This is a genomic window from Gordonia sp. (in: high G+C Gram-positive bacteria), assembly GCF_049299075.1.
Taxonomy (GTDB): Bacteria; Actinomycetota; Actinomycetes; order Mycobacteriales; family Mycobacteriaceae; genus Gordonia.
In genome coordinates this window covers 1-3,257 of record NZ_JBAQWU010000216.1, presented here as the reverse complement: position 1 = coordinate 3,257, position 3,257 = coordinate 1, and the positions used below count along the sequence as shown (strand labels likewise).

The window sequence follows — 3,257 nt, the reverse complement described above, 5'->3', positions numbered from 1 at the left end:
GTGCGCAAGGCCGCGAGCCTGCGCACCCTCGAGTTCACCCTGCAGCGCAACGGACTCGGGCCGGTCGCGGGTGTCGACGAGGCCGGCCGCGGTGCCTGCGCGGGCCCGCTCGTCGTTGCCGCCTGCGTGCTGACTGGCGCACAATTGAAGTCGTTGGCCGATCTAGACGACTCGAAGAAGCTCAGCGAAGCCACGCGCGAGCGCCTGTACGCCGCGGTGGTCCGGCACGCGGTCGACTGGAGTGTGGTGGCCATCGAAGCCGACGAGATCGACCGCATCGGCGTCCACGTCGCGAACTTGCGTGGGATGCGCCAGGCGGTGGCCGGGCTGTCCGTCCGGCCCGGCTATGTGCTGTCCGACGGCTTCGCCGTCCCCGGCCTGCCCGCGCCGTCGCTGCCGGTGATCGGCGGCGACGCGAACGCGGCCTGTATTGCGGCGGCCTCTGTACTGGCCAAGGTGACCCGCGACCGGATCATGGTCGGCCTCGACGCCGCGGTACCCGGCTACGATTTTGCCGTGCACAAGGGGTACGGCACGGCCCATCACATGGATTGTCTGGACCGGATCGGCCCGTCCCGGCAGCACCGAATGTCGTACCGGAACGTCCGCGATAGGCTTGTCTGATGAGCGCCGAGGACCTCGAGAAGTACGAAGCTGAAATGGAACTGTCCCTGTACCGGGAGTACAAGGACCTTGTCGGCCAGTTCACGTACGTCGTGGAGACCGAGCGGCGGTTTTACCTGGCCAATGGTGTTGATCTGGTGCCGCGGAACAATGACGGCGAAGTCTATTTCGAGATTCACCTCACCGACGCCTGGGTGTGGGACATGTACCGCCCGGCCCGGTTCGTCAAACAGGTCCGGGTCGTTACGTTCAAGGACGTCAACATCGAAGAGTTGGAACGTTCCGAGCTCCGTCTGCCCGACGAGCCGTAAGTCCGGCCGACCGCTAGGTCCCGCGCGCTACCGCCGGTGGACGCCGCGATCAAGTGGGCGCGGCACATCTGTGGACGAGAGTCGATGTCCACAGGCGGACCGTTGCCGCCGCATGACGATTCCGGGTGCGGGGGTCACCCTTGGTGCATGGGGGAGAACACAGTGCGCCGTGACCGGCGCCGACAAATAGGTCAACTCGGTGAGGAGATGGCGGCCGAGTTCGTCACCACTCTGGGCTGGCGCGTGCTGGATCGGAACTGGCGAACGCGCTACGGCGAACTGGACCTGATCGCCGCCGACGGTGCGACGCTGGTGGTTGTCGAAGTGAAGACGCGGGCTTCAGCGGTCTACACCGATCCGGTGGCCGCGATCACCCCGGCCAAACTGCGGCGCATGCGACTACTGACGCGCCAGTGGCTGGCCGCTCAGCCGCCTGGTGCGGCGTGGTGGGAGGTGATCCGTTTCGACGCGATCTCCGTTCAGCTGGACCTCGACGACCTGGATAGTCGGGACACCGTACGGCTCCGGCATCACGCCGGTCTGGTCGAGTGAGGCCGCGATGCCGCGCATAGTGGGGAACGTGCACGCGATGGGGTTGGGCGGATTCGTCGCCCAGCCGGTGGAGATTCAGGCGAACATCGGTCAGGGCCTACCCGGCTTTCTGGTGACCGGCAGCATCGACGCGTCGTTGCGAGAGGCGAAAGAACGCGTCCGCGCGGCGATCACGAACAGTGGCTTCAAGTTCCCGGAACTGAAGGTCACCGCCGCGCTCGCGCCCGCCGAACTCCGCAAGGAAGGTTCCGGGTTCGATCTCGGAATCGCGTTGGCCATACTGATCGCCAGTGCCGAGCTCGACCTGGACCTGAGCAAGCTGTCGGGCACAGTCTTTCTCGGCGAGCTGGGGCTCGACGGCCGGGTGCGGTCAGTGCGCGGCGTGCTCCCACTGTTGCTCGCCGCCCGGTCCGCGGGGTTCTGCCGCGCGGTGGTGCCGGTCGCGAACCTGCAGGAAGCGTCGCTAGTCGACGACCTAGACATCAGCGGAGCGCAATCGCTGGCGCAGGTGGTGCACTGGATGCTGGGCGCCGAAGAACTGTCCGGGCTGGTCGGCGAGGACGTGCCGCCGCCGCTGGCGGCGCCCGATATGGCCGATGTTGTGGGGCAGGCGGAGGCCCGTCATGCGCTCGAGGTGGCTGCCGCTGGCGGACACCATGTGCTGATGACCGGTTCGCCGGGTATTGGCAAGACGATGCTGGCGGCGCGGGTGCCGGGGATCCTTCCGCCACTGGAACCGGCGGAGGCGCTCGAGGTGACGGCTATCCATTCGGTCGCCGGGACGTTGCCCGCGCACCACCCGCTGATCACCGTCCCGCCGTTCATCGCACCGCACCACAGCGTCACCATGACGGCGCTGCTCGGCGGCGGGACCGGGATGGCCCGCCCCGGGGCGGTGTCGCGGGCGCATCGGGGGGTGCTGTTCCTCGATGAGTGTGCCGAGGCCGGCGCCAAAGTGCTCGACGGACTCCGTCAGCCGTTGGAGGAGGGGCGGGTACGACTGTCCCGGCGGGACGGTGATGCGGTCTACCCGTCGCGCTTCATGCTGTTGCTCGCCGCCAACCCGTGCCCCTGTGCGCCGGTGCACGACGTGGACTGTGTATGCACGTCGGTGGCCCGCAGACGCTACCTTGGCAAGTTGTCGGGGCCGCTGATGGACCGGATCGACATCCGAGTGCAGATGGATCCGCCGGGCACCACCATGCTGATGACCACGGTCGGGGAGTCGTCGGCGGCGATCGCCGAGCGGGTTGCGGCGGCTCGGGAGCGGGCTCGAATGCGCTGGCGTCCGCGCGGCTGGCTGACGAACTCGGAGGTCCCCGGCAGCGCGCTGCGCCGCGACTTCCCGCTGAGTCCCGAGGCGCTGGCGCCCATCGAACAGTGTCTGCGGGACGGTCGGATCACGGCCCGGGGAGCAGATCGTGCTCTGCGCTTGTCGTGGACGATCTGTGATTTGCGCAGCGGCGCTCAGCCCGAGCCTGACGATGTGGCGCAGGCGCTCATGTATCGCGACCGGGAGTGGCGATGACCTGCCCGCTGAGCGAGGACGCCGCGATGGCCGAACCTATCCTGCGGGCGTGGGCGTACCTGTCGGCCGTCGCCGAACCTCCGTGCGCGCCGTTGATCGCGTTGGTCGTGCGATACGGGGCCGAGGAGACCGCGCGGATGGTCAAGAGCCGCACCGCCCCGGACCGCGCAGTCCTGGTCGCCACCGAGGCGCGCTGTGCGGTCGACAGCTCGGCTGCCGACCTGGCGGGAGCGGCTGATCGG

Annotated in this window: 4 protein-coding genes and 1 pseudogene; all 5 read left to right on the top strand. The window is 68.3% G+C overall.

Translation table 11 applies throughout. The features are described from left to right. On the top strand, positions 1-624 hold a 624-nt coding region (locus WAW85_RS06735; RefSeq protein WP_422558857.1), incomplete at its 5' end, for a ribonuclease HII. Beyond that, positions 624-935 (top strand): DUF2469 domain-containing protein, encoded by a 312-nt coding sequence (locus WAW85_RS06730; protein ID WP_422558856.1) that lies wholly within the window; start codon positions 624-626, stop codon positions 933-935. The genes WAW85_RS06735 and WAW85_RS06730, both read left to right, overlap by 1 nt. Before the next feature lie 147 nt (positions 936-1,082). Then, on the top strand, positions 1,083-1,487 hold the full coding sequence (locus WAW85_RS06725) for a YraN family protein (protein ID WP_422558855.1): 405 nt from the start codon (positions 1,083-1,085) through the stop codon (positions 1,485-1,487). A 7-nt stretch (positions 1,488-1,494) separates the two neighbouring features. After that, positions 1,495-3,015 carry a YifB family Mg chelatase-like AAA ATPase gene (locus WAW85_RS06720; RefSeq protein WP_422558854.1) on the top strand — a complete coding sequence of 507 codons (1,521 nt, stop codon included), beginning with the start codon at positions 1,495-1,497 and terminating at the stop codon, positions 3,013-3,015. Between the two features lie 26 nt (positions 3,016-3,041). Then, positions 3,042-3,257 (top strand): annotated as a pseudogene (locus WAW85_RS06715) (DNA processing protein DprA); the annotation flags it as partial.

Bases quoted from the DNA above. Each gene is read 5' to 3' on its own strand.
- WAW85_RS06730 (WP_422558856.1), top strand. From the start codon at position 624: ATGAGCGCCGAGGACCTCGAGAAGTACGAAGCTGAAATGGAACTGTCC.
- WAW85_RS06725 (WP_422558855.1), top strand. From the start codon at position 1,083: ATGGGGGAGAACACAGTGCGCCGTGACCGGCGCCGACAAATAGGTCAA.
- WAW85_RS06720 (WP_422558854.1), top strand. From the start codon at position 1,495: ATGCCGCGCATAGTGGGGAACGTGCACGCGATGGGGTTGGGCGGATTC.